20 protein-coding genes, 1 tRNA gene and 1 pseudogene are annotated in these 21,889 nt (G+C 71.8%); 11 read left to right on the forward strand and 11 right to left on the reverse strand.

The annotated features are described in order from the left end of the window. The first annotated feature begins 291 nt into the window (after positions 1-291). Entirely contained in the window at positions 292-1,305 is a 1,014-nt protein-coding gene (locus tag ABD299_RS11550; protein WP_344261185.1) for a sigma-70 family RNA polymerase sigma factor, read from the forward strand. 109 nt (positions 1,306-1,414) lie between these two features. On the opposite strand, the gene ABD299_RS11555 is transcribed toward ABD299_RS11550, so the two are convergent. Beyond that, positions 1,415-2,527: a P1 family peptidase gene (locus tag ABD299_RS11555; protein ID WP_344261187.1), complete on the reverse strand. Its 1,113-nt coding sequence runs from the start codon at positions 2,525-2,527 to the stop codon at positions 1,415-1,417. An 89-nt stretch (positions 2,528-2,616) separates the two neighbouring features. Here ABD299_RS11555 and ABD299_RS11560 point away from each other — a divergent pair, with 89 nt between their 5' ends. Beyond that, positions 2,617-3,318, forward strand: a complete 702-nt coding sequence (locus tag ABD299_RS11560) for an AMP-binding protein (protein ID WP_344261189.1) — start codon at positions 2,617-2,619, stop codon at positions 3,316-3,318. Between the two features lie 63 nt (positions 3,319-3,381). On the opposite strand, the gene ABD299_RS11565 is transcribed toward ABD299_RS11560, so the two are convergent. From ABD299_RS11565 to ABD299_RS11585, 5 genes are all read right to left on the reverse strand, one after another. Next, a complete protein-coding gene (locus ABD299_RS11565; RefSeq protein WP_425581313.1) occupies positions 3,382-3,888 on the reverse strand; it encodes an MscL family protein in 507 nt (168 codons plus the stop codon). A gap of 216 nt (positions 3,889-4,104) precedes the next feature. Beyond that, complete coding sequence (locus ABD299_RS11570) at positions 4,105-4,716, reverse strand: RcpC/CpaB family pilus assembly protein (RefSeq protein WP_344261193.1); 612 nt, start codon at positions 4,714-4,716, stop codon at positions 4,105-4,107. 143 nt (positions 4,717-4,859) lie between these two features. Continuing rightward, on the reverse strand, positions 4,860-5,711 hold the full coding sequence (locus ABD299_RS11575) for an S-methyl-5'-thioadenosine phosphorylase (protein ID WP_344261195.1): 852 nt from the start codon (positions 5,709-5,711) through the stop codon (positions 4,860-4,862). Beyond that, positions 5,708-6,043: an FmdB family zinc ribbon protein gene (locus ABD299_RS11580; RefSeq protein WP_344261197.1), complete on the reverse strand. Its 336-nt coding sequence runs from the start codon at positions 6,041-6,043 to the stop codon at positions 5,708-5,710. The genes ABD299_RS11575 and ABD299_RS11580 overlap by 4 nt, the downstream gene beginning before the upstream one ends. Before the next feature lie 113 nt (positions 6,044-6,156). Next, positions 6,157-7,689, reverse strand: coding sequence for a potassium/proton antiporter (locus ABD299_RS11585; RefSeq protein ID WP_344261239.1), 1,533 nt, complete (start codon positions 7,687-7,689; stop codon positions 6,157-6,159). Between the two features lie 234 nt (positions 7,690-7,923). Between ABD299_RS11585 and ABD299_RS11590 the strand changes: the two genes are divergently transcribed. Continuing rightward, a complete protein-coding gene (locus ABD299_RS11590; RefSeq protein ID WP_344261199.1) occupies positions 7,924-10,626 on the forward strand; it encodes a penicillin acylase family protein in 2,703 nt (900 codons plus the stop codon). Positions 10,627-10,690: 64 nt separating this feature from the next. On the opposite strand, the gene ABD299_RS11595 is transcribed toward ABD299_RS11590, so the two are convergent. Continuing rightward, positions 10,691-11,302: a 5-formyltetrahydrofolate cyclo-ligase gene (locus ABD299_RS11595; RefSeq protein WP_344261201.1), complete on the reverse strand. Its 612-nt coding sequence runs from the start codon at positions 11,300-11,302 to the stop codon at positions 10,691-10,693. 114 nt (positions 11,303-11,416) lie between these two features. On the opposite strand from ABD299_RS11595, the pseudogene ABD299_RS11600 reads away from it, so the two are divergent. The 7 genes and pseudogenes from ABD299_RS11600 to ABD299_RS11630 form a co-directional block, all read left to right on the forward strand. After that, positions 11,417-12,316, forward strand: a pseudogene (locus tag ABD299_RS11600) (UTP--glucose-1-phosphate uridylyltransferase); the annotation flags it as partial. An 89-nt stretch (positions 12,317-12,405) separates the two neighbouring features. Beyond that, positions 12,406-13,710 carry a molybdotransferase-like divisome protein Glp gene (gene glp / locus ABD299_RS11605; protein WP_344261203.1) on the forward strand — a complete coding sequence of 435 codons (1,305 nt, stop codon included), beginning with the start codon at positions 12,406-12,408 and terminating at the stop codon, positions 13,708-13,710. Between the two features lie 30 nt (positions 13,711-13,740). After that, positions 13,741-14,220: a cyclic pyranopterin monophosphate synthase MoaC gene (gene moaC, locus ABD299_RS11610; protein WP_344261205.1), complete on the forward strand. Its 480-nt coding sequence runs from the start codon at positions 13,741-13,743 to the stop codon at positions 14,218-14,220. Next, positions 14,217-14,765, forward strand: a complete 549-nt coding sequence (locus tag ABD299_RS11615) for a MogA/MoaB family molybdenum cofactor biosynthesis protein (protein WP_344261207.1) — start codon at positions 14,217-14,219, stop codon at positions 14,763-14,765. The genes moaC and ABD299_RS11615 overlap by 4 nt, the downstream gene beginning before the upstream one ends. Beyond that, positions 14,762-15,382 carry a GNAT family N-acetyltransferase gene (locus tag ABD299_RS11620; RefSeq protein ID WP_344261209.1) on the forward strand — a complete coding sequence of 207 codons (621 nt, stop codon included), beginning with the start codon at positions 14,762-14,764 and terminating at the stop codon, positions 15,380-15,382. The genes ABD299_RS11615 and ABD299_RS11620 overlap by 4 nt, the downstream gene beginning before the upstream one ends. 130 nt (positions 15,383-15,512) lie before the next feature. Then, on the forward strand, positions 15,513-16,586 hold the full coding sequence (gene sepX, locus ABD299_RS11625; RefSeq protein WP_344261211.1) for a divisome protein SepX/GlpR: 1,074 nt from the start codon (positions 15,513-15,515) through the stop codon (positions 16,584-16,586). A gap of 68 nt (positions 16,587-16,654) precedes the next feature. Then, positions 16,655-16,728, forward strand: a tRNA-Ala gene (locus ABD299_RS11630). Positions 16,729-16,825: 97 nt separating this feature from the next. Here the strand turns inward: ABD299_RS11630 and ABD299_RS11635 are convergent. The 4 genes from ABD299_RS11635 to ABD299_RS11650 form a co-directional block, all read right to left on the reverse strand. After that, positions 16,826-17,755 carry an AMP-binding protein gene (locus tag ABD299_RS11635; protein ID WP_344261213.1) on the reverse strand — a complete coding sequence of 310 codons (930 nt, stop codon included), beginning with the start codon at positions 17,753-17,755 and terminating at the stop codon, positions 16,826-16,828. Further along, the gene (locus ABD299_RS11640; protein WP_344261215.1) at positions 17,752-17,880 is read right to left on the reverse strand and encodes a hypothetical protein; all 129 of its coding nucleotides are present in this window, start codon (positions 17,878-17,880) and stop codon (positions 17,752-17,754) included. Before ABD299_RS11640 ends, ABD299_RS11635 begins: the two co-directional genes overlap by 4 nt. A 183-nt stretch (positions 17,881-18,063) precedes the next feature. Then, positions 18,064-19,095 (reverse strand): 2-ketoarginine methyltransferase, encoded by a 1,032-nt coding sequence (locus ABD299_RS11645; RefSeq protein WP_344261216.1) that lies wholly within the window; start codon positions 19,093-19,095, stop codon positions 18,064-18,066. A 67-nt stretch (positions 19,096-19,162) separates the two neighbouring features. Continuing rightward, positions 19,163-20,185: a pyridoxal phosphate-dependent aminotransferase gene (locus ABD299_RS11650; RefSeq protein WP_344261218.1), complete on the reverse strand. Its 1,023-nt coding sequence runs from the start codon at positions 20,183-20,185 to the stop codon at positions 19,163-19,165. A gap of 349 nt (positions 20,186-20,534) precedes the next feature. Between ABD299_RS11650 and ABD299_RS11655 the strand changes: the two genes are divergently transcribed. Beyond that, the coding region (locus ABD299_RS11655) for a condensation domain-containing protein (RefSeq protein ID WP_344261220.1) at positions 20,535-21,889 on the forward strand (1,355 nt) is incomplete at its 3' end.

Raw genomic sequence — 21,889 nt, forward strand, 5'->3', positions numbered from 1 at the left:
CGGCGACGTGGTTCGTCTGCGGGGGAGAGGGCACCCGAACGGCGTACAGGGGTGAGGGCGCGATGCGGAGCGGTGAACAAGCAGCCCGTTGCGCACCGGGCGTTCGCGCCATCCACCGACGGTGGCCGGGCAGGATACTGCATCACCGGAAAAAGATGTGCCGCTTGGGAATTCTGTCCGGAATCCCGTCGTTGATCCGTTACGGAGGGGGCGCAGGGAGGCGTTCCGAGCCCCGATCCGGGAAGCAGGGTCGATCGGAAGAGTCGATCCGTCACTTGCAAGGGAGCACGTATGGCAACCCGTGCCGTCGCCCGGCGTCACGACACCAGTGAGGGTGCCGAGGCCACGGGCGCAGTCCGGTCCACCGCGGGCACCGACGCCACCGAGCGCGACCTGGTGGGGATGTATCTCGACGAGATCGCCCGCACCCCGCTGCTGGACGCGGCCAAGGAAGTCGAACTCTCCCTCGCGATAGAAGCCGGACTGTACGCGCAGCGCATCCTCGACGGCGAGGAGGAACCGGAGCCGGGCGGCGCTGCCGCACAGGCCAGTCGCGAGGAACTCCAGACGCTCGTCGCCCAGGGCGAGCGCGCCAAGGACATCTTCATCCGCTCCAACCTGCGGCTGGTCGTGGCCGTCGCGAGGCGCTACCCGCGCAGCGGGCTGCCGCTGCTGGACCTCATCCAGGAGGGCAACGCCGGCCTGGTGCGGGCGGTGGAGAAGTTCGACTACTCCAAGGGCTTCAAGTTCTCGACCTACGCCACGTGGTGGATCCGTCAGGCCATCACGCGGTCCATAGCCGACCAGTCCCGCACCATCCGGCTGCCCGTCCACCTCGTGGAGGAGCTGGGCAGGATCCGGCGCGTGCAGCGGGAGTTCAACCGCGAGCACGGCCGGGAGCCGGAGCCGGGCGAGGTGGCGGCCGAACTGGGCTCCACCCCCGAGCGCGTCCAGGACGTCCTGGACTGGGCCCGGGACCCGGTGAGCCTCAACATGTCCGTCGACGACGAGGGCGAGACCCAGTTCGGTGACCTGCTGGAGGACACCTCGGCGGCCTCGCCGGAGCAGTCGGTCATGGTGATGATGCGCAGGGAGGGCCTGGAGGACCTCATCGGCCGTCTGGACGGCCGCACCGCATCGATCATCCGTGCCCGGTACGGCATCGAGGACGGCCGGGAGCGCACTCTCACCGAGGTCGGCAAGCAGCACGGCCTGACCCGGGAGCGCATCCGGCAGATCGAGAAGCACGCACTGACGGAACTGAAGAAGATGGCCGGCGACACGGGCTTCGACGCCGCCGCGTGAGCGGCGGGGAACGAGCCGCGGCGCAGCCCCGGAGCCCGCTGGGCACCGGGGCTGCGGCCTGTCCGGAGCCGGAGCCGGGCCCCCGGGAGACCGGCCGCACTCGCCGGGGTCAGGAGTCGTCCCCGTAGAGATCCCGGTAGGACGGGAAGACCCCGCCGGGGGTCTCGGCGCCGGACGCCGCCCGTACGGCCTTCACCACCGCGCGGGTCAGCACCTCCGCGCCGGCCCCCAGCAGCTCGTTCAGGCCCAGCGCCGTCTCCAGGGTGGAGGCCGCGCGTCCTTCCGGGGCGGGCAGCGGCTTCTGCCCGGTGGCCAGCGTGAACACCGTGTCCCCGTCCGTCATCAGGTGCACCGGTCGCACCGCGCGGGCCAGGCCGTCGTGGGAGGTGCCCGCCAGCTTCTGGGCCTGCGCCGGGGTGAGCACGGCGTCGGTGGCGACCACCGCAAGGGTGGTGTTCAGCGGCGGCTGGAGCGCGGTCGCCGAACGGCGTGCCGACTCCGCCACCGCCGCGGCCAGCCGCTGCCCGGCCTCGGCCAGCGCCGCCGGCGAGCGCACCGGAGTGCCCGGGGGATCTCCGTACAGCACACCGGTCGCCGGGTCGACGACGGAGCCGGCGGCGTTGACGACGGTCAGCGCCGCCACCGTGATCCCCGAGGGCAGGACCGTGCTGGCGGTGCCGACCCCGCCCTTGATCGTGCCTGCCACCGCGCCCGTCCCGGCGCCGGTGCTGCCCTCGGCGACCGCCGCGCCCGGCCCTGCCGCCCCCGCGGCCTCCGCGGCCCTGCGCCCCATGGCGGCGTCCGGGCGCGCCCGCCAGTCGCCGCCGCGGCCCAGGTCGAACAGCACCGCTGCCGGAACCACCGGCACCACTTGCCCGGGGCCGGGGCCGACCCGGAATCCGCGCCCCTGGTCCTCCAGCCACTCCGCCACCCCGGTGGCGGCGGCCAGCCCGAAGGAACTGCCGCCGGTCAGCACCACCGCGTCGATCCGCTCCACCAGATTCCGGGGGTCGAGCACATCGGTCTCCCGGGTGCCCGGGCCGCCGCCGCGCACATCGACCGCCGCCACCGCCCCGTCCGGCGGGGTGAGTACCACGGTCGTGCCCGTGAGCCATCCGTCACCGGTCCGCTGGGCATGGCCCACCCGCAGTCCGGCCACATCCGTCAACGCGTCCCGCGGGCCGGGGACGACGGGGCTTGTCGTCACGTAGCTGTAACTCATACGATCAGGCGTATCACGCTCCGCGCAGCCGCGCAGGCGTCCAGCCGCTGTTTATCCGACGTCAACACCGTTCCTTCATGCTGCCGTTCATGGCGGCAGACGAACGTGACGTCCCCGGGGCCCGCGGCTCGGGCCCGGACGATGTGCTCTCCCACAAGCAGCTCCTCAACCGCGGTGACCTGGCCGGTGAGGCACTGACCCGGCTCGGCGTCGGCCCCGGCGACCCGGTCGCCGTGCTGTTGCCGATGTGCCTGGAGTCCGTGGTCGTGACCCTGGCATGCGTGCAGCTCGGCGCCGTCCGGCAGACGCTCCCGGTCGGTGCGGAGCCCGGGTGTGTCCGCTCCCGGATCGGCAGCGGCGGGGCGCGGGTGGTCATCACCGCTGACAACTGTGTCGTGGACGGCCGGGCGTATGGCCTGAAGACGGCACTGGACCGGGAGCTGCGGCACTGCCCACAGGTGCACTCGGTGCTGGTGGTCTCCCACCGCCCCGGTCCCGTCTCCTGGAACCCGGGACGGGACCGCTGGTGGCACGACGCCCTGACCGCCGAGATGCGGACCGCCCGCCCGTACGCTGGAGCCATGAGCACCCGGCAGCCCGACCCCGCCTCCTCCCGCCCCGCCGAGCGGCCGGAGGGGACGGACCTCGGCCTGGCGGCCCTCGTTTTCGAGGACCCGCTGGCCGGGCGGTCCCGCGACGACTCCGACGAAGGCTGGGGTGACCCGGCGGGCGGCGCGAGCGCCGCCGAGCTCGCACGCTTTCTGAGCGAGAAGCCCCCGCACCACATCTGACGGCCGACGCCGCGCCGGCCGCCGACGGGAGCCCCGGGCACCCGCGCCGTCCCCGCCGCGCGGTTACGCCCGGTTCGCGTCCCCCGCCGTGTCCGGCCCTTCTGCCGCACCGCCCGGAGCGGGCCGCTGCGCGCTCACCCGGCCGGCCGGTTCCTCCGTTCCGGTGGGCCGCCCGATGCGCCGGGCGATGAGCTCGTCGCGGATCTCGGTGAGAATCTCCAGCTCGGTCTTCTGCGCGGGGGAGCCCTTCGCCGGGGCCTTGGCCTCCTGCCGGGCCCGGTAGCGCTGCATGGGCAGCACCATGAGGAAGTACACCACCGCGGCGGTGATCAGGAAGGTCAGCGAGGCGCTGGCCACCGAGCCCCAGCGCAGCGGGATCCCGGAGATCACCTCGCCGGCGGGGCCGCTCTCGCAGGGGCCGCGCAGGCAGAGCTGGTAGGCGTCCAGGTCCTGGGAGCCGAAGGCGCCGACCATGGGGTTGATGAGGCCCTCCACCACCGAGTTGACGATGTTGGTGAAGGCCACGCCGACCACCACGGCGACCGCCAGCTCGATCACGTTGCCGCGCATCAGGAATTCCTTGAACCCCGCCCACGCGCTCCGGCTGTCCTCGCTCACCCGTTCGTGCCTTCCGCCGTTGTCCCGGCCGCCGCCGGCAGGCGGGCGGCCCCGGCGGGACACGCTGCACGGGACGCACGGCCGTTGTCCAGTCCGGCGGCTTTACCGGCGCGCAGGACCTCACACGGCCCGTCGCGGCCTCGGCCGTGCCGCCGGGCGCCTGCCGGGTCACCACCGGGCCACCGAGAGCGGCCCGGCCGCCGCCGCTCCGGCCAGCGCGGCAGCCGTGGACCGGGGGACGCTCAGCACCACAAGGGCGCCTTCGCCGGCGCAGCCCGCCGGGGAGTCCTGCTCCGGCGCGGGGACCTCGGCCACCGGCACCCGCGTGGCGATCACCCGTGCCGCGTCCCGCTCGCCCGCGGGTCCGGCCAGGACATCGACGTGATCCCCGGGTGACAGCAGGCGGGCCGCTTCCGGGTCCGCGATCCGTACCGGAGCGGCCAGCAGCCGGGGCTCCCGGGGGACGGAGGCGGCGGGTCGTTCACCGGCGGCGGGGGAGGCGCCGGGGGCGGACTCCGGGCCCGGAACGGCCCCTCCGGCCGCGGGGTCGCGCGGTTGCTGCACGGCCAGAGCGGTGGCCGCGGCGGTCAGCGCGGCGACGGCGGGCAGCCGCGCCCGGCGTGCCGTCCGGCGCAGCCGCCCGAGCGCCCGCCGCCGCCCGCCGGGAGGCACCGGAGGAAAGGGGGGTACCGGGTGCGGCGCGGGCGGGAGGGAGGACGGCGGGGCAGCGGGGTGCGCGGCGGGGGCCGCGAGGGGGCCGGGCACGGCTGAGGTATCCATGCCGGTCAGCTTGCCGGTGGAGCCGCACGGGCCGCCGGGCCCTGTGGACAACCCGGCGGCTGTGGAGGACGCGGTCACCCGCGCGGGCCACAAGCGTCCCGGGAGTTTCAGGAGTCCCGGGAGGTCTGCCGCCGGATGTCGCCCTACTCCGGCAGCTCGACGCCCGTCTCCTGGCCGAGCAGCGCCCCGGCACACAGGCAGTCGCGTTCTTGCGGCAGGCCGGCGACCACGTCGAAGAGCACCTCGCGCAGCCTGCCGATGTTCTGTCCGAAGACCTCCAGGACCTCGGCGTGCGAGACGCCCTCGCCGGTCTCCGCCCCGGCGTCGAGGTCAGTGACCAGGGCCAGGGAGGTGAAGCACAGCTCCAGCTCGCGGGCGAGCACCGCTTCGGGGTGCCCGGTCATGCCGACCACCGACCAGCCCTGCGCGGCGTGCCAGCGGGACTCGGCGCGGGTGGAGAACCTCGGGCCCTCGATGACGCACATGGTGCCGCCGTCGACCGGCTCCCAGCCCTGCTTGCGGGCGGTGGCCAGCGCCACCGCGCGCCCGGTGGGGCAGTAGGGGTCGGCGAACGTCATGTGCACGACCTTCGAGGTCACGCCGTCGGGGCGCGGCTCGCCGTCGTAGAAGCTCTGCTCCCGGCCCTTGGTGCGGTCCACCAGCTGGTCGGGAACGAGCAGCGTGCCGGGGCCGTACTCCGGGCGCAGTCCGCCGACCGCGCAGGGGCCGAGCACCTGGCGGACGCCGGCCGAGCGCAGGGCCCACAGGTTGGCCCGGTAGTTGATCCGGTGCGGCGGCAGACGGTGGTCGCGGCCGTGCCGGGGAAGGAAGGCGACCTTGCGGCCGGCGATCTCCCCGAGGAAGAGCGAGTCGCTGGGCGGGCCGTAGGGGGTGTCGACGGTGATCTCCGTCACGTCGTCCAGGAACGAGTAGAACCCGGAGCCGCCGATGACGCCGATCCCGGCCCGCCCGTCGCTGCCGTCGGCCGCCGTCATGCGGCGGGGGCGGCGGCGGTGCTCGTGGAGGAGGACGACGTGCCGGAGCCGCTCTTGGCGGAGTCGGAGCCGCCCGCGGACGTCTTCTCGGCGGTCTTCTTCTCCGCCTTCTTGTCCGCGGAGCCGCCCGAGGCGGGGCTGCTGCCGGAGGAGGCGTTGCGGCTGTCGTTGCGGTAGAAGCCGGAGCCCTTGAAGACGATGCCGACGGCGGAGAACACCTTCTTCAGGCGCCCCGCGCAGCTCGGGCACTCGGTGAGCGCGTCATCGGTGAACTTCTGCACCACTTCCAGGCCCTCCTGGCAGGCGGTGCATTGGTACTGGTACGTCGGCACGTGATCCTCCTGGCACTCTTCGCTGGTGAGTGCTAACGACGCTCCATCGTGCAACATTCCCCGGCCGGAAGTCCACCGGCCGCGACGGTGATGTGCGCCGCGGCCGGTCCTGCTCACTTCCGTCCCGGGGCCCGGTACGCGGTGCTGCCGCCCCCGCCACGCAGCCACCCGGCCAGCTTGCCGCCGCGCCCCACGGACAGCAGCCGGCGCTCCACCGCGTCCCGCACCGGGTCGGTCGCCACCACCAGGAGTTCGTCGCCGCGCCGCAGGGCGGTGGTCGGTTCGGGGACGAAACTGGTCCCTTCCCGCACCACCAGGACCACCGAGGACGCCTGTGGCAGCCGCAGCTCGGCCACCTCCACGCCGTGCATCCGCGAACTCTGCGGGATGCTGACGGACAGCAGGTGGCCGCGCAGCCGGTCCAGCGGCGCGGACTCGATGTCGATCTCCATGGCCGACTCGTCGCGCGAATGCAGGCCCAGTATCCGGGTCAGCCAGGGCAGGGTCGGCCCCTGCAGCAGGGTGAAGACCACGACGAGCACGAAGACCATGTTGAAGATCCGGTCACTGCCGTCCACCTCGTTGACCATCGGGATGGTGGCCAGCACGATCGGCACGGCGCCTCGCAGCCCGGCCCAGCTGACCAGTGCCTGTTCCCGCCAGGGCATCCGGAACGGCAGCGTGCACAGCACCACCGACAGCGGCCGGGCCACCAGGGACAGTGCCAGCCCGATGACGACGGCCGGCAGCACGTCCGGCCACAGCAGGTGCGGGGTGACCAGCATGCCCAGCAGCACGAACAGGCCGATCTGGGCGACCCAGGCCAGGGCCTCGGCGAAGCCGCGGGTGGCGGGCCGGTGCGGCAGCCGGGCGTTGCCGAGCACCAGCGCGGCGACATAGACGGCCAGGAAGCCGCTGCCCTGGAGCATCGAACCGCAGGCGTAGGCCAGCACGGTGAGGGTGAGCACGGCGATGGGGTAGAGGCCGGCGGCGGGCAGTGCGACCTGGCGCAGTCCGAATTCGCCGATCTTGCCGACGGCGAGGCCCACGGCCAGGCCGATGGCCAGCTGGAGGGCGATCTGGCCGGAGATCACATACCAGGGGCCCACGGTGTCCAGCGTCGCGAAGGTGACGACCAGGATGATGACGGGCGGGTCGTTGAAGCCGGATTCTGCCTCCAGCACGCCGCTGAGCCGTTTGGGCAGCCGCACCCGGCGCAGCACCGAGAACACCGCCGCGGCGTCGGTGGACGAGACCACCGCCCCCATCAGCAGTGCCAGTTGCCAGTCGAGCCCGATCAGATAGTGCGCCGCCGAGGCGGTGACGGCCACGCTGATGCCCACGCCCGCGGTGGCGAGCACCGCGGCCGAGGGCACCGCGGGGCGGATGTCGGACCAGCGTGTGGTGAGCCCGCCCTCCGCGAGGATGATGATGAGGGCGGTGTAGCCGAGGACCTGGGTGAGCTCGGCGTCGTCGAAGGGGATGCCGAGGCCGTCCTGTCCGAGGGCGATGCCGATGCCGAGGTAGAGCAGCAGGCTGGGCAGGCCGCTGCGGGAGGACAGCCGGACGGCCGCCACGGCGATCAGCAGGACCAGGGCGGAGAAGAGCAGCAATTCGTTGAGGCGGTCGACAGTCAGGGGGCGAATCCCTCCTCGGGCGGGCGGACGGCGGAGCGGTCGGCGGCACCGGGCACCGAGGGGAACGAGCGAAGTACGTGCCCCTTGCAGCTGGTGTGCGTGACGGACCGGACGTGCTCTTTACGTGAAAATTACCATTGCGGAGATCGTCCGGCCCGGGCTGGACCGCTCCCCGCGCATCACCCCACCGGGCGTATGTCTAAGGTTGCTCACGTCCGCCCGCCTGGCTTGTGAAGGACCGCGATGCCCGCCAAGAAGCCCCCGCGACGCGCTCGCGTGATCGTGATCGCGTTCGTCCTGATGCTCGTGGCCGGGGTCGGCTACGGAGCCTTCTGGAGCGTCGGCACCGTGCGGGCGTCCTACCCGCAGGTCACCGGCGAGATCGCGCTGGAGGGCCTGTCCGGCCCGGTGACCGTCAAGCGCGACGCGCACGGCATCCCGCAGCTCTACGCCGACAGCGCCTCCGACCTCTTCCGGGCCCAGGGCTACGTGCACGCTCAGGACCGCTTCTGGGAGATGGACGTCCGCCGCCACACCACCGCGGGCCGGCTCTCCGAGATGTTCGGCGAGTCCCAGGTCGAGACGGACGCCTTCCTGCGCACCCTGAACTGGCGGGGCATCGCCCAGGAGGAGTACGACAACGAGCTGTCCGAGGAGACCCGCGGCTACCTGCAGGACTACGCCGACGGGGTGAACGCCTACCTCGCCGGGCACGACGGCGCCGAGCTGTCCGTCGAGTACGCGGCCCTCGGCTTCGTCAACGACTACCGGCCCCAGGAGTGGGACCCGGTGGACTCCGTGGCCTGGCTCAAGGCCATGGCCTGGGACCTGCGCGCCAACATCCGCGACGAGATCGACCGCTCGCTGCTGGCCTCCCGCCTGGACCAGGAGCAGATCGACGACCTCTACCCGCCCTACCCCTTCGACCGGAACCGGCCGATCGTCTCCGAGGGCGGCATGGAGGAAGGCGACCAGGCGTTCACCCCCGGCGGCGACACCACCGGCCTGTCGGTGGCGGACCTGGAGGAGGCCGGCGAGGGCGTCACCACCCAGCTCGCCGCGCTCTCCCGCACCCTGGACGAGATCCCGGCCCTGCTCGGGCCCAACGGCAGCGGCATCGGCTCCAACTCCTGGGCGGTCTCCGGCGACTACACCACCACCGGCGCACCGCTGCTGGCCAACGACCCGCACCTGGCCCCCAGCCTGCCGTCCATCTGGTACCAGATGGGCCTGCACTGCAACGAGGTCTCCGAGCAGTGCCCGTTCGCCGTCTCCGGCTTCACCTTCTCCGGCATGCCCGGCGTCGTCATCGGCCACAACCAGGACATCGCCTGGGGCTTCACCAACCTCGGCGCCGACGTCAGCGACCTGTACCTGGAGAAGCTCCAGGACGGCGGCTACCTGCGCGACGACGAGTACGTGCCCTACGAGACCCGCAAGGAGACCATCGAGGTCGCCGGCGGCGAGGCCCGCGAGATCACCGTCCGGTCCACCGCCAACGGCCCGATCGTCTCCGACCGGCACAAGGAGATCGCCGCCGTCGGCGGCAGCGCCCCCATAGACGGCCCGGCCCCCGACCGCGGCAACGGCTACGCCCTCTCGCTGCGCTGGACCGCGCTGGAGCCCTCCAGCACCATGGACGCCGTCTTCAGCATCAACACGGCCTCGGACTTCGACGAGTTCCGCGAGGCCGCCCGCGACTTCGCCGTCCCCTCCCAGAACCTCCTGTACGCCGACACCGAGGGCAACATCGGCTACCAGGCCCCCGGCCGCATCCCCGTCCGCGGCGAGGGCGACGGCCGCTACCCGGCACCCGGCTGGGACTCCGCCTACGACTGGCAGGGCTACATACCCCACGAGGAACTGCCCTGGGAGTACAACCCCGAGCGCGGCTACATCGTCACCGCCAACCAGGCCGTGATCGACCCGGAGATCTACCCCCACGCGCTGACCGACGACTGGAGCTACGGCACCCGCAGCCAGCGCATCGACGACCTGATCCAGTCGAAGATCAAGGACGGCGGCAAGATCTCCACCGGGGACATGCGCGACATCCAGATGGACAACAGCAACGAGATGGCCAAGATCCTGGTGCCCCACCTGCTGCGGATCGACATCTCCGACCCGTACATCGCCGAGGCGCAGGAACTCCTCGAGGGCTGGGACTACACCCAGGACGCGGACTCCGCGGCCGCCGCCTACTACAACGCCGTCTGGCGCAACCTGCTCCAGCTCTCCTTCGGCAACAAGCTGCCCAAGGAACTGCGGGTCGAGGGCCAGTGCCTGCGGGTGCCGCCCGCTGACGACACCGCGCCGCCGGAGGACCTGACCGGCAACACCCGGCTGGTCCGCGAGTGCGGGCAGCGCTCGCCCAGCAGCGCCCAGCCCGACGGCGGCGACCGCTGGTTCGAGGTGGTCCGCGGCCTGCTGGACGACCCGGAGAACGACTGGTGGAAGACCGCCGGCACCCGCCACGAGCCCGGCGCCACCGACCGTGACGAGCTGCTGGCCCGCGCCATGAAGGACGCCCGCTGGGAGCTGACCGCCAAGCTCGGCAAGGACATCGGCACCTGGAGCTGGGGCCGCCTGCACCAGCTGGAACTCACCAACCAGACCCTGGGGGCCGAGGGCCCCGGCCCGGTCCGCCACCTGCTCAACCGCGGCCCGTGGAACCTGGGCGGCGGCAAGGACGCCGTCGACGCCACCGGCTGGAACGCCGCCGGCGGCTACGACGTCACCTGGGTGCCGTCCATGCGCATGGTGGTCAACCTCGCCGACTTCGACGAGTCCCACTGGATCAACCTGGCCGGCGCCTCGGGACACGCCTACCACCCGAACTACACCGACCAGACCGAGCTGTGGGCCACCGGCGAATTCCTGCCCTGGGTGTTCGGCGAGGAGGCCGTGCAGGAGGCCACCACCGACACCCTGACGCTCACCCCCTGAGGCCCGGCCCGGAGCCCGGCCGCCACCGGGCGGCCGNTCCCGGGCCCGGGAGCCGGCCGGGGAATCAGCCGGGGAAGCGGTGTACCCCGTCGGGCGTGACCGCGGCGTGCACCGGGTGGTCGTGCGGCTCCTCCGGAAGCTCCTCCACCACCTCGTGCCCGTACAGCAGCACCAGCAGCGCCGGGCTCGCGCCGGACGCCGACAGCCGGGCCAGCGCCCGGTCGTACGAGCCGCCGCCGCGCCCCATCCGCACCCCGCGGCGGTCCACCGCCAGGCCCGGCATCAGGACCACGTCCGCCCCGGCCACCGCCTGAGGGCCCAGCCGCCCGCCGGACGGCTCCAGCAGCGGGACCCGGGCCTGCGGATCGGCCTCCACCAGGCCGCCGCCGCCCTCGTACGGGCCCCAGTCCAGGTCGTCGTCCGGCAGCAGCACCGGCAGGATGACCCGCACCCCGCGCTCCCGCAGGGCCTCCAGCAGCGGGCCCGTCCCGGGCTCGTGGCCCACCGACACATACGCCGCGACCGTGCGCGCGGCGGCCAGCTCGGGCAGCGTCAGGGTGTGCTCGGCCAGCGCGTCGGCCGCCTGCCGCAGCTCGTCGTCGGCCATCGCCGCCCGCACCGCGAGCAGGTCCCTCCTGAGCCGGCGTTTCTCTATCCGGATGTCGTCGTCGTCCACAGCCGCTGTCGGCTCCTTCCGGTTCTCCTGGCTATCCACTCTAATCAGGCCACATGGTGACGCACGCCACGAACATCCACTGTCTCGGCACTACAGGCGGATAAAGTGATCGGCATGAGGTCTCCACGCCCCCGGATCAGCAAGGCTGTCATTCCCGCTGCCGGGCTCGGCACGCGATTTCTGCCCGCGACCAAGGCCACTCCCAAGGAAATGCTGCCGGTCGTCGACCAGCCGGCCATCCAGTACGTCGTCGAGGAGGCCACCAGCGCCGGACTCACCGACGTCCTCATGATCACCGGACGCAACAAGCGCCCGCTGGAGGACCACTTCGACCGCAACCTGGAACTGGAAGAGGCCCTCCGCCTCAAGGGCGACACCGAGCGGCTCTCCCGCGTCCAGGCCTCCACCGCCCTGGCCACCATGCACTACGTCCGCCAGGGCGACCCCCGCGGCCTGGGCCACGCCGTGCTGTGCGCCGCGCCGCACGTCGGTGACCAGCCATTCGCCGTCCTCCTCGGCGACGACCTGATCGACCCCCGCGACCCGCTGCTCACCCTCATGACCGAGGCCCAGACGCTGCACGGCGGCAGCGTCATCGCCCTCATGGAGGTCGATCCCGCCCAGATCCACCTCTACGGCTGCGCCGCCGTGGAGCCCGCCGACGACGACGGCGTGCTGCGCGTCACCGGCCTGGTCGAGAAGCCCGACCCGGCCGACGCCCCCAGCAACTACGCCGTCATCGGCCGCTACGTCCTGGACCCGGCGATCTTCGACGTGCTGCGCACCACCGACCCCGGACGCGGCGGCGAGATCCAGCTCACCGACGCCCTCCAGACCCTGGCCGCCGACCCCTCCATCGCGGGCCCCGTGCACGGCGTCGTCTTCAAGGGCCGCCGCTACGACACCGGCGACCGCGGTGACTACCTGCGCGCCATCGTCCGCCTCGCCTGCGAACGCGAGGACCTCGGGCCCGGCTTCCGCGCATGGCTGAGGCACTTCGTCGCCGAGGAGATGCCCGCCCTGTCCACCGACCCCGCCGACACCCCCGGCCTCACAGGAACCGCCGGCACCGCGCCCGCCCCCGCCGCGGAAGGGAACCGGCCGTGAGCGACATCTGGACCGTCGACGAGCACCTCGCCGACATCCTCAAGGCCGTCGGCCCGCTCGACCCCATCGAGCTCCAGCTCCTCGACGCCCAGGACTGCGTCCTCACCGAGGACGTCACCGCCCCCGTGGCGCTGCCGCCCTTCGACAACAGCTCCATGGACGGCTACGCCGTCCGCACCACCGACATCGAGGGCGCGAGCGAGGAGTACCCGGCCGTCCTCACCGTCGTCGGCGACATCGCCGCCGGCGCCGGCGAACTGCCCGCCGTCGGCCCGGGCCAGGCAGCCCGCATCATGACCGGCGCGCCCCTGCCGCCCGGAGCCGAGGCCGTCGTCCCCGTCGAATGGACCGACGGCGGAACCGGCGCCGGGCCCGCCGCCGCCATGGCCCCGCACAGCAGCGCACCCCAGGCCCTCGGCGGCGAGGTCCGCGTCCACCGCCCCGCCCGTCCCCGCCAGCACGTCCGCGACCGCGGCAGCGACCTGGCCGCCGGCACCCTCGCGCTGCGCGCCGGCACCGTGCTCGGCCCGTCCCACATCGGGCTGCTCGCCGCCATCGGCCGCGCCACCGTCCCCGTCCGCCCCCGCCCCCGCGTCGTGGTGCTCTCCACCGGCAGTGAACTGGCCCAGCCCGGGGAGGCGCTCGGCCCCGGACAGATCCACGACTCCAACAGCTTCGCCCTCACCGCCGCCGTCCGCGCCGCCGGCGGCGTCCCCTACCGCGTCGCCACCGTCGCCGACGACGCCGCCACCCTCCGCGCCACGCTGGAGGACCAGCTCATCCGGGCCGACCTCGTCCTCACCAGCGGCGGCGTCAGCGTCGGTGCCTACGACGTCGTCAAGGAGGCGCTCACCGGCCTGGACGACACCGTCGGCGGCGTGGAGTTCCGGCGGCTGGCCATGCAGCCGGGCAAACCGCAGGGCTTCGGCCTGGTCGGCGCCGACCGCACCCCGCTCCTGGCACTGCCCGGCAACCCCGTCAGCTCCTACGTATCCTTCGAACTGTTCGTCCGCCCCGCCCTGCGCGCCATGGCCGGCCACGCCGGCATCCACCGCCCCCGCGCCCGGGCCCGGCTCGACAGCGACCGCGACCTTCCCTCACCGGCCGGCAAGCGCCAGTACCTGCGCGGCGCCCACACCCCGCCGCCGCCCGGGGAGACCACCGGCACCGTCACGCCGCTGGGCGGACCGGGCTCCCACCTGCTGGGCGCACTCGCCCGCGCCGACGCCCTGATCGAGATCCCCGAGGACGTCACCTCCGTCTCCCCGGGCGCCGAGCTCGACGTGGTGCTGCTGACCTGAGCGGCCCGCCGCCGGGTACCGTTGCTCCCCATGAGCAGCCCGCATCTGACGCATCTCGATGCCTCCGGGGCCGCCCGGATGGTCGACGTGTCCGGCAAGGACGTCACCGCCCGCACCGCCCGCGCCACCGGCCGCGTCCTGGTCGCCCCCGAGGTGATCCGGCTGCTGCGCGGCGAGGGCGTGCCCAAGGGCGACGCGCTGGCCGCCGCCCGGCTCGCCGGCATCATGGGCGCGAAGCGCACCCCCGACCTGATCCCGCTGTGCCACCCGCTGGACATCTCCGGGGTGACACTGGATCTGGCCGTCGCCGACGACGCCGTGGAGATCACCGCGACGGTCCGCACCACCGGCCGCACCGGCGTCGAGATGGAGGCGCTGACCGCCGTCACGGTGGCGGCGCTGACCGTCGTCGACATGGTCAAGGCAGTCGACAAGGCGGCGGCCATCACCGACGTCCGGGTCGAGGAGAAGACGGGCGGGAAGTCCGGGGACTGGAGCCGCGAGGAATGACCACCTACCGAGCACTGGCGATCACCGCCTCCAACCGCGCCGCCGCCGGCGTCTACGAGGACACCGGAGGACCGCTGCTCACCGCCGCCCTCACCGCGATGAGCTTCGACGCCGAGGGCCCGCAGGTCGTGCCCGACGGAGAACCGGTCGAGGCGGCGCTGCGCGCGGCCGTCGAGGCCGGCTACGACGTCGTCCTCACCACCGGCGGCACCGGTATCTCCCCGACCGACCGGACCCCCGAGATGACCCGGCGGGTCCTGGACTTCGAGGTGCCCGGCATTTCGGAGGCGATCCGCGCCGCCGGGCTCGGCAAGGTGCCCACCGCCGCCCTGTCCCGGGGCGTCGCCGGGGTCGCCGGGGGCACCCTGATCGTCAACCTGCCCGGCTCGGCCGGGGGCGTGCGCGACGGCCTGGCCGTCCTCGAACCGCTGCTGCGCCACGCGGTCGACCAGATCCGCGGCGGCGACCACCCCCGGCCCGGTACGGACGCGCGGCAGGACGCCGGCGCGCCCTCCGGCCACCGGCACGAGCGAAGTCCCCGGTGAGCGCGTACCACTGGCCCGTCGAGCTGGAGCACGGGGACGTGCTGCTGCGGCCCATCCGGATGCGCGACCAGCGGCCCTGGCGGGAGATCAACCGGCGCAACCGGGAGTGGCTGCGCCCCTGGGAGGCGACCATCCCGCCCCCGCCGCCGGGCCACTACGCGCCCCGCCGCCCCACCTACCGGCAGATGATCCGTCACCTGCGCAACGAGGCCGAGGCCGGGCGGATGCTGCCGTTCGTCATCACCTGGCGGGGGGAACTCGTCGGCCAGCTGACGGTCGCGGGCATCACCTGGGGGTCGATGTGCTCGGCGCACATCGGCTACTGGATCGACCGGGACGTGGCGGGCCGGGGAGTGATGCCCACGGCTGTCGCGCTGACCGTCGACCACTGCTTCCGCACACTGGGGCTGCACCGCATCGAGATCTGCATCCGGCCCGAGAACCTGCCCAGCCGCCGTGTGGTGGAGAAGCTCGGCTTCCGCGAGGAGGGCGTGCGTCCCCGCTACCTCCACATCGACGGCGACTGGCGCGACCACCTCGTCTTCGCCCTCACCGCGGAGGAGATCCCGCAGGGTCTGATGACGCGTTGGCTCAGACACCGCGAGCCACAAAAATAAGAAATACGTTCGATTTATTCTCTGGGCTGAAAGCCGTTTGGCGAAGAAATGCCCGACGTGTGAACCAGATTGTGCGACACACCGCGTAATTTGGCAGATGGACTCGCTCAAACCCCTCTACCGTGTGAGCGTGAGCAGCAGTGGCCTTATCTTCGCAATGATCGTCGGGGCCTGGGCCGCCTATCTCGTGCCGATGTGGCTGCGCAGGCAGGACGAGCTGAACGAAGCCCGTCCCACCGAGCGCTTCAGTACCGCCATCCGGCTGCTGTCGGGGCGGGCCGCGATGGAGCGCCGGTACGCCCGCGACACCGAGCGGCGCAAGCGCGCCGCCGAGGAGGCGGGCGGGACAGCCGAGCCCGGAACGGAGGCGGGCGCGGCCGTGCCCGCCGTGCCCGACCTGCGGGCCTTCGCCGAGCCGGTCACCATGGAGCACGAGGTGCCCCGGCCACCCAGCCCGCGCGCCCAGGTCCTCGCCCGGCGCCGCCGCACCACGATGGTCCTCTTCCTGGCCTTCGCGCTGGGCGGGATGTTCGCCGTGGTGGCGGACGGCAACTACCTGTGGGTCCCCGCGATCCCCGCCCTGCTGCTCAGCGCCTACATCGTGCACCTGCGCCGCCAGGAGCGCCGCCGGTACGCCTTCACCATGGACCAGCGCCGCGCCGAGGAGGCCGCGGGCCACCTCCGCGAGCGCAGCCGCCGGCTGCGCGCCCATCCGGACCGCGCCGAGCACCCGGGCCACTCCGCCCCCGCCCCGGCCGCCGTCCATGACGACGCCCCCGCGCCCCGGCGGCAGACCGCGCCCGGGGCGGCCGTCGCCCCGGTTCCGGCCGCCGCGGCCCCGGAGCCGACGCCCGCCGAGCAGGACCGCCGGGTGATCGTCGAGCAGACCGACCACGCCGAGTGGGTCGACCAGCAGCACCCGGGCGCACCCTCCTTGGAGGAGGAGCCGGACAGCTGGGACCCGGCCCCCGTGCCGCTGCCGACCTACGTCAACGCCCCGGTGGCCCCGCGCCACAACCGCGGCGTCGACCTGGAGTCCCCCGACACCTGGAGCGCGGCCCGCTCCACCGCGGCCCCCGCTCCGGCCCCGGCCCCGGCCGCTCCCGGGCCCGACCGGCCCCGCCCCTCCCGGGGCGGCCCGCAGCGCACCCCGCTGTTCGACCAGTACGCCGACGAGGACCGCCCGCGGGCCGCCGGCGAGTGACCCGGCCCCGGGGGCGCGGATTTCGGTCCGCCGCTCCCGGGGTGCTAGAGTTTCCACGTCGCAAGCAAGGGCCTGTAGCGCAGCCTGGTAGCGCATCTCGTTCGCAACGAGGGGGTCAGGGGTTCAAATCCCCTCAGGTCCACAGCAGGGCCGTTCACGAAACCAGGTGTGAACGGTTGACGAGATCCCGTCCGGTCTGATTCGGACGGGATCTCGTCGTTCCGGGGACAGTTCGACGACTACCGTCCTCGTACCTCGCTCAACGCCAGGCCGTATGCGGTGGGGCCGTGGATCCGGCGGATGTGGATGCCAAGGATTCGCCTGGCGTCACGGACCAGCCGAGGACTCAGGGAGGCGCCCGGGCACAAGGGCAGCCGGAGTCGGGACAGCTCCACCACAGACCCCGTCACCGGCCGGGGCTGCTGCCTGGCACGTACCAGTTCCGCGTAGTGGTGCGGCAGCGCGCTCATGACGGTGGCCCTGGAGCCGGCCAACTGGTGAAGCAGCTTCACGGGCGATGCCGCCGGGTCGGCGAGTACCAACTCGCCACCACAGAGCAACGCGGGGAACATGTGCAGGTCGGTGGCGGCGGTGACATCAAGAGGATGGCGGCAGAAGAAGACGTCGGAGGAGGTGATAGCAGTGTTCGCCAGCCAGCGAAGCCGTTCGGACAGGAAGGCGTCCTGCCGCCAGGCGATGACCTTGGGAAAGCCGGGGGAGCCCGAGGACCACAGGAGACGGAAAACGCCCTGATGCGGAGCGCCGGCAGGTGCGGGTGGGGCGGCGGTGGAGCGGGAGAGCTCGGACACCCGCACGAGGGGGAGCCCGGGCCGGCCTCTCACCTCGCGATGACCGTCGGTGATCAGGAGCACGGTCTCCGTCCGGGCCAGGGCCCGGGAGATACCGGCATCGTCGAAGGCGTTGAGCAGCGGCACGTACCGGGCGCCGAGATCAGCCACAGCGAGGATCGCGGCGACATGTTCGACGCTGTTGCGGAGGATGAAGGCCACTGTCCGACCTGCCGTGACCCCGCGCTCCGCGAGGCCGTCGGCCATGACGGAGGTCAGCCGGAGAAGTTCGCCATAACTGACGCTGCGGCCGTCAGCGGTGCGCAGGGCACGGGCCGTCGGCGGGTGCCTCCTGACCGCTTGTGTCAGAACCGATGTCATGACCGTCGCCAGGCCGCGCAGCAGCCGCGGCACCAGTACGTGGCGAAACAGCCGACGGCGCCGGACGCCGCTTCGCGCAGCCAGGCGAGCCGGGAGTCGAGGTCGGCTCGGATGTCATGTTGCATGCGCTCGCGTCCGGCAGCGTAGGTCGCAGGAGGGGGTGAGCCGGCGCAGGAGGCTGTCGCGGGCCCGGGGGCTCCAGACTGTCAGTACCAAGGCGGAACTCCTGGAGGAACAGAGTGGTACGGGGGAGGGTCGGCCCCGCGTGTGAATCCGCGCGGGGCCGAGCCGGCCGGCAGCTGCCGAGATCAGGCGCGGGCCAGGAGAACACCGTATTGAAGGCCGGTGGTGTCCACACGGCTGTCGGGTACGGCAAAGCCGCGTGTGGTCAGGCCCGCACGCCGGAACATGGCGTCCCACCACTCGCGGTTCTGGAGCCGCTGTTCCGTCGCGGCGTGGATGAGGAAGTAGGGGTTGTAGAAGCCCAGAGCAAGGCCGTGCCCCATGATCGGGTCGTCCGGCCGGTAGTCCATCTCCACCACGAGCCAGCGGGCCTCAGGGTAGGTGGTGAAGGTGTCCCGGAGCATGCTCTCCACGGCCTCTTCCCCTTCCTGCTCCAGCATCTCCTGGAGAACGAAGGCGGTCATGAAGCAGGAGCCTCGGCCCGCGTCGGGAAGTTCCAGCTTCGCCACATCGGCCGCGGCTCCCTGGAACAGCTTCAACCGGTCGTCCATCCCCCTCTTGGTGCGGCGCGACGTGGCGACGTCGATGGAACCCGGGTTCGGTTCGACGCCGATGCCCTGCAGTTCCGGTCGCGGCTCCATGACGTCCATGAGGAAACCGGCGTCACCGCAGCCAAGGTCGATCAAGGTGTCGATTCCGGTATCCGCGGATTCGAGGAGGGAGTGGACGATGGGCAAGGAGTCGTAACGGCCGATGCCGCAACTGCCCGAGCCGACACGGGTGGTGTCACGAGTGGCCCAGCCGGCGCCGGGCCGCATGACGTCGCCGAGTTGCTGCATGGTCGGTGCGTACCCACCGACCAGCATCTCGTACCAGGGGGCGAAGACCAGTACCTCGGAGCCCTTGGAAGTGAGGCGCCATCCGTCCTCCTCGACGACGTAGCCCTCGTTCTGCAGGAAGAGGAGCAGCCCGATCAGCCGCTCCGCGTCGAGTTCCCGCGCGGTAGCCAGGGCATCCACGTCGGTTCCCGGGCTGTCCTTGAGGGTCTCCAGAACACCGAGGTCGAGGGCGTGGTGCAGCGCCTGGGCGAGGAAGAAGTTCCGGATGGGCTGGATGTTGTCGATCAGACGTCGCTGGAAATCGCGGGTCAGCCTCACTGATTAACGCTCCCTGGATATGGGGTGTGGATACAGACAGGCGGGTGTCGTCGGGGCAGGCGGCAGTTCAGGCGCTGCCGGGCCGCTGGGCGTGAGTCGGTGACACCGTGGCGAGGCAGGCGGCGAGCCGGTCCTGGTCGGCGAGAGTTCCGACACTGATTCGGAGCCAGCCGGGGAGGCCGAGACCGCGACACTCCTTGACGAGGATGCGCTCTGACGCCAGTGCGGCAAGCACGTGCTCCCCGGTCCCGGGCATCGGCTCTGCCATCACGAAGTTCGCCTCGGTGTCGCGCACTTCTGCGAAGAGGCCGCTCTCGCGCAGGGCGGCGGCGAGCAGCGGACGTGCGGTGAGGACGTGATCCTTCAGCCGGGTGATGAAGCTGGGGCTCGAGAGCAACCCAGCAGCGGCGTGCAGGCTGACGGCGTCGATGGGCATGAAGCGCCGGAAGGGGCTGAGCCGGGCGATGAGAGCCGGCTCGGCCACCAGACAGCCCACGCGGATGCCCGCCAGCCCCATGGCCTTGGCAAAGCTCCGGTAGACCAGTAGCCCCGCTGAGTCCGCAGCCGCTGGGAGGACGCTGGGCCGGGTGGAGAACTCGTGGTAGGTCTCGTCGAGGAACAGGTACTCGGCGGTCTCGCGGACCCGGCGGATCCAGTCGATGTCGTACAGCATCCCGGTGGGATTGTCAGGCTGGGCCAGGTAGACGATGTCTCCTGCGCCCGCGTCGACCTTGTCGACCGCGGGCTGCCAGTCCGCGTCGAGTGGTATCCCACGGAACGGTCTGTTGTTCGCCGCCGCCCGTTCCACATAGCCATCGAATCCCGGCTCCACTCCCCAGGCACGTTCGGCGAGGGAAAGTGTGATGTCGATAGCCTCGTCCACACCCGCGGTCAGCAGGATGTGTTCCGGGGTGACCCCGAGGTGTGCCGCGGCCAGCTCGGTGACCTCGGTCATCAGCCCGCGGGGATAGCGATGCAGCTGACCTGCCGCAGCGATGACGCGCTCGACTGCGGCGGGCGGCGGGCCGAGTGGGCTCTCGTTCCAGTCCATCAGCAGATAGCCGCCCGGTGTGGGTTCTTCCGTCAGCACATTCGTCTCCCGGTTCCAGGCAGATACATCTGCCAAGCAGTTCCACCAAGCGTTTCGATGATGCGGGCACCGTCGCGACAATATCCAGGCAAGGCTGACGGCAGCTTAGTTGCCGCTGCGGGCGGGCACGGGCATTGGGCGGACGGCAGCCCAGCAGAGGCCCTCCCCGGCTCGACAGGCAGTTCGTCGGCAACTTCGCCCCCAGGGTTTCTTGCCGGTGAAATTACCTGGCCGAACTGTTTCGCGGATGGAAGTTTGTGGTGCAGTCAAGTCGAGAGTTTCTCACTTCAATGTGAGCTGTCGCACTGGACCTGGGTGCATGAAGCGGAAGGGCAGGCAAGGGCTCATAATGGACAGCGTAGATTTCTCCGGGCGGCTTCCTCTGACATCGGGCCAGCTGGGTATCTGGGTGCACCAGCAGGTCCACCCGGAAACCCGGGAATACGACATCACCAAGTACCTTGACATCCACGGTGCCGTGGATTCCGATGCCTTTCTTGCCGCGCTCGACCGGGCCGGCCGCGAATGCGGGACTTTCGACGTGCGTTTCGGCGAAGGGCCGGAAGGTCCCTGGCAGCGGCTGGTGCCGCCCAGCCGGGCGCCGTTGCGGTGCGCAGACTTCTCCGACGCCGCGGATCCGGAACGGGCGGCGCGGGAGTGGGTCGCCGGACAATGGGCGACGCCGATGGTTCTGGCAGGGGACCGGCTGTACGACAACGCCCTCGTCAAGCTGGGCGAGAACGCCTACCGGTGGTACCGCCGGTTCCATCACATTCTCTCCGACGGCTATGCGGCCTGGTTCTTCGAGCGGCGCGTGGCAGCCCACTACGATGCCCTGGTCCGGGGTGGCTCGCCGGACCCGAGTACCGCGCTCGGCCGGCTGGCGGGCCTGGTCGCCGCCGACCTGGAGTACCGGGAGTCCGATCAGTTCGCCGCTGACCGGGACTACTGGACCAAGCTGTTCGAGCAGCGCCCGGATCCGGTCAGGCTGAGCACCACGGACCGCGGGACGGCGGGCGTCGCACCGGCCATTCGTGAGAGCGCGCCCTTCCCGCAAAGCGGCGTGGACCGCTTGACGTACCCCGGGCGGGGAGCCCGGTGGACCTGGGTCGCCGTCACTTCCGCCCTGGCCGCGTTCCTCTCCCGCATGACCGGCACGCAGGACCTGACCATTGGGTTCCAGGTCACCACGCGGCGCGGCGAAGCGCCCCGGAACACGCCCGGCATGGTCTGCAACGTGCTTCCCCTGCGCGTGTCCCTGCCGCGGGGGATCACCAAGTCCGAACTCATGGAGCAGGTGAACACTCGACTCGGGGAACTGCTGTCCCACCAGCGCTACCCCTACGACCAACTGCGACGCGATCTCAACCTGGTCGGGGACGGTCAACATCTTTCCACTGTTTCACTCAACGTCATGCCGTTCAGTGCCCCGATAACTTTCGGGGAGCACGAAACAACGATGCGTCACCACAATTATGGCCCAATTCGGGACCTCTCTGTCTTTCTGTGTGACGAGGGTGGCGAAAACGGCTGGATATTTGATTTCGAAGCCAACCCGGACTTGTACTCCAGGGAGTCGTTGCGCGGTCATCGGGACCGCTTCCTGTCTTTTCTGGATGCATTTTCGAAAAGGGCAGAAAAAGACACCGTGGAGAGCATTGATTTGCTGGTGGCGGGGGAGCGTGGTGGTTTGTTGGGTGTGGG

Origin of the sequence: Streptomyces sodiiphilus (assembly GCF_039529215.1) — a bacterium.
In the GTDB taxonomy this organism is placed as follows: Bacteria; Actinomycetota; Actinomycetes; order Streptomycetales; family Streptomycetaceae; genus Streptomyces; species Streptomyces sodiiphilus.